Here is a 6888-nt window from a genome sequence, read left to right as displayed (position 1 = left end):
AGGGTTGTTTTTGGGGGGTTCGCAGCCTGGGGAAACAAGAGCGAAACCCCCCGCCCCTCTCCCCTTCCCCCCCCCCCTCTCGGCTTGTCCCCCCCCCCCCCCCCCCCCCCCCCCGCGATCACGGAAGGTCAGAGCGCCCAGCAGATGTCGTACGCGGACAGGTACCAGCTGACGCCGCCCCTGGGGTTGAGGCCCTCGACCGCCTCCGCCGTGGCCGTGTCCTGGGCCAGGTTGCTGCTCACCTGGTTGACGAACACGTACCCGCCGATGGTGGCTCCCGCGGTCGCGGTGGCCGAGCCGCCCACCCCGGTCGTCGCCGTGCCGGCCGGGCAGGCGCTGGACTGCTGGCTCTTGGAGTTGACCGGGTCGGCCCCGCCGACGGTCGACTGGGCCTCGCGGACCGGCGCGGCGCCCGGCGGCGTGCCGCAGATGGCGTACGCGATGAGCTCCCAGGAGCCGGCGAAGCCGAACGCGGCGTCGGCGGTGACGGTGTTGCTGGTCAGTGCGACGTTGGGCAGGATCGAGCGGTAGAACGCCTGCCCGTTCGCGCCGATGATCTCGGCCCCCGTGCCGAGCAGCCGGGTCCCGCCCTGGCAGGTCGCCGCGACGGCCTTGGTGGTGTCGGCGTTCGAGCCGGTGCTCTGCACCTCGAGGTGGTACCCGGCGGGCGGCGCACCCGGCCGGCAGATCGCCTGGGCCACGGTGGAGAATCCCGGCGCTCCCCCGGGGTTCGTGTGGCCCCACACCGTCATGCGACCTGCTGAGCGTCGGCGCCCGGCGTTGGACGCTCGTTGGGCTTTCGTTGAATCGCGGACGCGCCGGGGGCGGCTCACCGGATCGGTGGCCGCCCTCGGGGGTCGCGCAGGTCAGCGGTGGGACTTGAGCCAGCCGCGGATCTCGGTGACGACCTGCTGGTCGGGCTCACCGAACTCGGGGAAGAACTTCGGCGTGATGTTCATGGTGTGCGCCATGCCCGGGTAGATGACGAGCTTGTGGTCCTGGTGGCCGGCCGCGGCGACCGCGGCGTCGGCGACCAGGGCGGCGCGGGCCGGGGTCTGCAGGTCGTTCTCACCGTTGAGCATCAGCGTCGGGCCGGAGAACTTGGGCAGGGCCTGCGCGACGGTCGGGAAGCGGGCGATGTCGTTGAGGTAGTCGACCACGGGCTGGTCCAGGCCCGGGACGTTCGGGTAGGCGTCGATGCCGGTGGCCTTGCGCAGCACCGGGCCGGCTTCGGCGTCGATGGCCACCTGACCGTCATGGTCGGTGTCGGTGCCGGCCGCGACCTTGTCCCCGTCGAGCAGGACCGAGCGGAACTGGTCGGCGGCCTCCTTCGGCTGCCCGGTCAGGCCGTTGACCGCCTCGGCGGCCGTCAGCCGGCCGTCGGCGTCCACGTCGAACTCGTCGTGCAGCTGCAGCAGCAGCCGGCCGTAGATCTGCAGGGTCAGCAGCTGCTTGATGTCGAGACCGACGACACCCATCTCGATCACACCGGCCGGCTTCGGGATGCCGTACTTCTTGGGCTCGGCGGCGAGGTTGGCCGCCACGTTGGTGCCCTCGCTGTGCCCGAGCAGGAAGATCCGCGACGGGTCGACCCGCGGCGACCGGGCGGCGAAGCGGACCACCGCGGCCGCGTCCCGCTGGATCCGGTCGTACGGGTTCTTCGGGGCCAGCTGGGCCGGGTCGGTGCTCTCCACCGGGCCGATGTCCGTCACGCCCCGCTTGTTGAAGCGCAGCGTCGCGAAGCCTTCGCGGCCGGCCGCCTGGGCGAGCGGGACGAAGGTCGAGCCCTTGCCCTCCGGCAGCGTCTGGTTCATGTCGTTGTGCCCGCTGCCGTGCAGCATCACGACCACCGGCAGCCGGCCCTTGGCGTTGCTCGGGTAGGTGAGCTCACCCTTGGTGACCCAGCCCTGCCCGAAATCGATCTGTACGGCCTCCCGGGTCACGCCGCGCCAGCCGGACTGCTTCGTGGCCGTGCCGGCTTGCTGGATCTCACCGGCGACCGCGCCCGGTGTCACTGCCGCGTCGGCGACACCAACTCCCCCGGCGAGCACCACGGCGGTGCCGAGAGCGACCGTCAGGTTCCGGAACTTCTTCGTCGTTGTCATGCCGGTAACGCTATTTTTCGGGGTCGCCACCAACGATCCCGACAGCTACCGAGCACTGGTACCGCTAGCGCTACCTCCTTTTCAGCCGGCCCTCGCACAATCGGCTGAGAGCGCGCGGCCACTACGCTGCAGGCATGCTGACCGCTGAACGGATGGGTATGTGGCGTGGCCGCTACCAGCTCGTCTCCGACGGCACGCCGGTGGCCGTCTGGGACCCGTCGTGGTGGCGCACCGGGGGCGACTTCGAGGTCGAGGGCCGCCGGTACCAGGTGCGCGCCAACGGCTGGGGCACCAAGTACCGGATGGCCGACGACCAGGGCCAGGAGGTCGCCCTGGTCGAGCGGGCCGGCCGTAAGCACTGGACCGTGCAGGCCGGGGGACGCACCTACGAGTTCCGCCGCGAGTCGATGTGGGGCAACCGGCAGGCGTGGCTCGCCGACGGGGTCAAGGTGGGCTCGCTGCGCCGGACGAGCGCCTGGTCCGGCGCCATCGAGGCGGACCTGCCCGGCATGCCGCTGCCGGTGCAGATCTTCGTGCTGGGCGTCCAGCTCGCGATCTGGCAGGCGCAACAGTCCTCCGCGGCCGGCAGCTGACGCCTCGGCCCATGGTGCGGCAGCGGCTCGCTCAGGTGGTGACCGAAGGCGGCGCCACCGTGGCGTACGCCTCGGTCGGTGCCGGGCGGCCGCTGGTCTACGTGATGGGCTGGCTCACCCATCTGCGGCTGAGCTGGAAGCTGCCGCCCGAGCGCGCGCTCTACGAGGCCTTGGCGCAGGGCTGCCGGCTCGTCCGCTACGACCGCGCCGGGTCCGGGCTGTCGCCGGCCGTGGATCGTCCCGCGTCGCTGGCCTTCGAGCTGGAGCAGCTGGCCGCCGTGGCCGCGACCCTGGACGAGCCGTTCGACCTGATGGGCACGTCGATGGGCGCCCCGGTGGCCGTGGCCTGGGCCGCGGCCCACCCCGGCACCGTCCGGCGCCTGGTCCTCTACGGCGGCTGGGCCCGCGGCGACGACGTGTCCCCGCCGGAGGTCCGCGAGCACATCCTGGGCCTGGTCGAGTCGCACTGGGGGCTCGGCTCCGACGTGCTGACCGACATCTTCGCCCCCGACGCCGACCGCGCGACCCGCGCCGAGCTGGCCCGCTACCAGCGTGCCTGCTCCGATGCCGCCACCGCCCGGGCGCTGCTGGCGCTGAGCTACGAGCTCGACGTCACCGACCGCCTCGGCCAGGTGCGGGCGCCGACCCTGGTCGTGCACCGCACCGGCGACCGCGCGGCACCGGTCGCGCAGGCGCACGCCCTGGCCGGCGGCATCAGCGGTGCCGAGCTGGTACTGCTGCCCGGCCGGTCGCACCTGCCGTACGCGGGTGACCGGGACGAGCTGGTCCGCGCGGTCCGCCGGTTCCTCGGCCTGCCCGTCCCCCGGCGCCGTGCCGACGGGTTGACCGCTCGCCAGCGGGAGGTGGCGGAGCTGGTCAGCCAGGGCTGCACGAACCGCGAGATCGCCACCCGCCTGGGCATCGACGATCGCTCGGCCGAGGGCCACGTCGAACGGATCCGCCTGCGGCTGGGCTTCCGGTCCCGCGCCCAGATCGCCGCCTGGTACAGCGCCCAGCGCCGACACTGAGGTATTTCCCCGCCTGACACGGCGGTGGGATCGGCGCAGAGTTCTCTCTTGTGACCTTCGAACTGCACCGGGCACGCGGACCCTTCGACGCCGCTTTCTTCAGCGTCATGGGCCCGTACATCGAGTGGAACGTGCGGCACCAGAAACGGCGGGTGTTCGCCGGCCTGCCGCAGACGGTCGTCGAGCTGGGCTCCGGAGTGGGCGCCAACCTGCGTTACCTGTCCCCGGGATCGACGCTCATCGCCGTCGAACCCAATGTCGCCATGCACCGGCGACTGCGGGCGGCGGCCGGGCGGCGCGGCGTACGCCTGGACCTGCGCGACCGGCTCGCCGAGCACACCGGCCTGCCGGCCGGCAGCACCGACAGCGTGATCTCCTCGCTCGTGCTCTGCACGGTGAGCGACCCGGCCGCGGTCCTGGCCGAGGTCCGCCGCCTCCTGCGGCCGGGTGGGACCTTCCGCTTCGTGGAACACGTCGCCGCCCGGGCCGGCACGCCGACGCGTGCGCTCCAGCGAGCGCTGCGCCGGCCGTGGGCCTGGACGTTCGAGGGCTGCTCCTGCGAGCGGGACCTGGCCACCCTGGTACGCGCGGCCGGCTTCACCCGCGTCGACCTCGAGCCGTACCGGCTGCACAGCCCGTTCGTCACCTTCAACACCCAGATAGCGGGCGTCGCCCACGCCTGAGCCGTGAACGTATTGTGGCGGTATGACCCGGAGACTCATCAGCGTGTGGCAGCCGTACTTCCTGGCCGGGGAGACCGCGGAGGCTGCTGTGGAAGCCGCGACCGAGCTGGAGGATCTCGGCTACTCCCGGATCTGGTTCTCGGCCGGCTTCGACCAGCACGTTCCCCCGCGCTTCCGCGAGATCCTGGACGGGACCAGGCGCATCGGGGTCGCCCCCGGCATCGTGAGCATCTGGCACTCGTCACCGGCCGAGGTCGCGGCGTACGCCCAGGACGCGCAGCGCGCCCACCCCGGCCGGTTCCTGCTCGGCCTCGGCGCCAGCCACGCCGTCCTGGTGGAGAGCAACGGCACCGACTACCGCAAGCCGTACTCCAAGATGGTGGAGTATCTCGACGCCCTCGACGCGGCCGGGCTCGGGCCGGAGCAGCGGGTCCTGGCCGCTCTCGGGCCCAGGATGCTGACGCTCTCCCACGACCGTGCGGCCGGCGCGCACCCGTACTTCACCCCGGCCGAGCACACCGCCGAGGCCCGGACTGCGGTCGGCCCGGACCGGCTGCTCACCCCGGAGGTCGCGGTGGTGCTCGAGGCGGACCCGGCAGCGGCGCGGGCGATGGCCCGGCAGTACACCACCGGATATCTCTCGCTGCCGAACTACACCAACAACCTGCGCCGGTTCGGCTGGACCGACGAGGACCTCGCCGGCGGCGGCAGCGACCGCCTGGTCGACGCCCTGATCCCCTGGGGTACGGCCGAACAGGTCGCGGCCGGCATCGAGAAGCACTTCCAGGCGGGCGCGGACGAGGTGGCGATCCAGGTCCTCAACGGCGGCGACGCCACGGCCTTCCCGGCCGAGGCGTTCCGGGCCCTGGCCACGGTCCTGACCTGAGCACTCGGCTGGAGCCCGGTCCAACGAGTGACCTCGGAGGAAGGGCACGCTGCTGATCGCGTCAATCGCGGATCGGACAGTTTCTCGAATCTCTTCCCTGTGCGGCGGACTGGCCCAGGTCATACGCCTCGCCCCGGCCGAACGCGTGCCCTCGAGCCCGGATGCTGATCTTCCGAACTGTACGCTATGGTCGTTTTGTCAGCATATAGCGCTGAGTCATGTCACCGGGTCGACTATGGTGCTGCCATCGACGTGGCCAATCCGATTCAGAGCTGGGCGAGGACGCATGCCGTTGCGACGATCCACGGTCGAATTCCACACCAGGCTTGTCGCGCTCAGCAAGCATCCTCAGTCGGTGGCCGAGTACTACGAGTCGATCGTCCGCGATGAGCTGGCCGAGGAGATCACGCCTGAGCGGGACGCCGTTGTCCGCGCCGTGCAGGCGTTGTCGACGGAGGCACTCGGCGAATTCGCGGGCGATGTGGGCGATCTGGTCGGCCGCGACAGGACTGTGGTGTCGTTCGCCGAGCACCACTCGCCGTTGACCCATCCGCTGACCATGAGTTCGGTGGCCTCCCAGGCGCTCTACGCGACTCTGTCCGGTGCTCGCCTCGTCACCCTGACCTGTGGCAGCGTTCCGCTCGACAACGAACTCTTCCCGCGCGGCATGATCGTCGGCGGACGCAAGGTTCCGTTCCAGCCCGGCCGGCACAACCACCGCACGCCGCTGCGGTGCCCGCCCCTCGATCACGCCTCGTTCAGCCGCAACCTCGACCGGGCATACGGCCACGGCGTCTTCGATCGTCGGTCCTATCGGGCGCTCGTCGCCTGGTGGGACGGGCTGGGCCCGGAACTGGCCGAAGCCGGCGAGTTCTGGCGGCAGATCACGGTGCTCAATCGGAGGCTCTTCGAAGCGCTCTTCGACGTCGGCGTGCCGGCACCGGTCATGGTCCCGGTGGAACTCGTCGCGCAGCGCGTTCTCCTCGACGATCTCGCCGGGCGCGATACCTGGCTGGAGCGGTGCATGTTCCAGGCGGAGGCCCGCTCGGCGTTGCTCGACGCGCTCGACGGGATCCGGTGTTTCTGGCATCGGAAGCGTGGTCGCGGCACATTCCTGTTCTGGCATCTCAACGACGAGGACCGCCTTGTGCGTCTCATGCCGGACGGCGATCTCCTGGTGTCCGACCGCGGAGAAGTGCACGGCCGGCTCGATCCGGCGGATCTGCGGGACGGCATCGCCACCGGACGGTTGGTGCCGGCAGCCTCGTACGCGCTGCTGCGGCTGCTGTTCCAGACACGGATGCGTACCTTCGGCGGCCCGTTGCAGTACGACTACGTCGGCAATGCCCGCCGCCGGCTGGTCACCGGCCTCGGCGACTGCCTAGATCCGGGAGAGCTCGATGCCGTCGCCACGGTGCCGCTGTCGTACTACGTCAACTTCGCCGAGAAGAAGGAACTCCACGGGGAACTGCTGCGCATCGTGGACCCGATCGACCGCGGCGATCTCGCGAGCATCGGTGCTCAACGACTGGACGCCCTCGCCGCCGAGGACGTGACCTGGGTGGACCGGGAGCTGGCGCACTACTGATCCGG

Annotated in this window: 7 protein-coding genes; 5 read left to right on the top strand and 2 right to left on the bottom strand. The window is 71.3% G+C overall.

Annotated elements, in window-relative coordinates; all coding sequences use genetic code 11:
* Positions 1-128: 128 nt before the first annotated feature.
* Together ACZ6S4_RS43440 and ACZ6S4_RS43435 are read right to left on the bottom strand one after the other, a co-directional pair.
* On the bottom strand, positions 129-752 hold the full coding sequence (locus ACZ6S4_RS43440) for a hypothetical protein (RefSeq protein ID WP_465480486.1): 624 nt from the start codon (positions 750-752) through the stop codon (positions 129-131).
* Positions 753-866: 114 nt separating this feature from the next.
* Positions 867-2105: an alpha/beta fold hydrolase gene (locus ACZ6S4_RS43435; RefSeq protein WP_465480485.1), complete on the bottom strand. Its 1239-nt coding sequence runs from the start codon at positions 2103-2105 to the stop codon at positions 867-869.
* A 134-nt stretch (positions 2106-2239) separates the two neighbouring features.
* Here ACZ6S4_RS43435 and ACZ6S4_RS43430 point away from each other — a divergent pair, with 134 nt between their 5' ends.
* From ACZ6S4_RS43430 to ACZ6S4_RS43410, 5 genes are all read left to right on the top strand, one after another.
* Positions 2240-2698: a hypothetical protein gene (locus ACZ6S4_RS43430; RefSeq protein ID WP_465480484.1), complete on the top strand. Its 459-nt coding sequence runs from the start codon at positions 2240-2242 to the stop codon at positions 2696-2698.
* Between the two features lie 11 nt (positions 2699-2709).
* Positions 2710-3726, top strand: coding sequence for an alpha/beta fold hydrolase (locus ACZ6S4_RS43425; protein WP_465480483.1), 1017 nt, complete (start codon positions 2710-2712; stop codon positions 3724-3726).
* Positions 3727-3776: 50 nt separating this feature from the next.
* The gene (locus tag ACZ6S4_RS43420) at positions 3777-4409 is read left to right on the top strand and encodes a class I SAM-dependent methyltransferase (protein ID WP_465480482.1); all 633 of its coding nucleotides are present in this window, start codon (positions 3777-3779) and stop codon (positions 4407-4409) included.
* 22 nt (positions 4410-4431) lie between these two features.
* Positions 4432-5295 (top strand): TIGR03620 family F420-dependent LLM class oxidoreductase, encoded by an 864-nt coding sequence (locus ACZ6S4_RS43415; RefSeq protein ID WP_465480481.1) that lies wholly within the window; start codon positions 4432-4434, stop codon positions 5293-5295.
* A gap of 286 nt (positions 5296-5581) precedes the next feature.
* Positions 5582-6883, top strand: a complete 1302-nt coding sequence (locus tag ACZ6S4_RS43410) for a hypothetical protein (protein WP_465480480.1) — start codon at positions 5582-5584, stop codon at positions 6881-6883.
* The last annotated feature ends 5 nt before the right edge of the window (positions 6884-6888 follow it).

The sequence above is a fragment of the Actinoplanes sp. NPDC051405 genome (assembly GCF_055586185.1).
The sequence above is the reverse complement of the archived record's forward strand: the minus strand, read 5'-3'. Positions and strand labels throughout refer to the sequence as shown.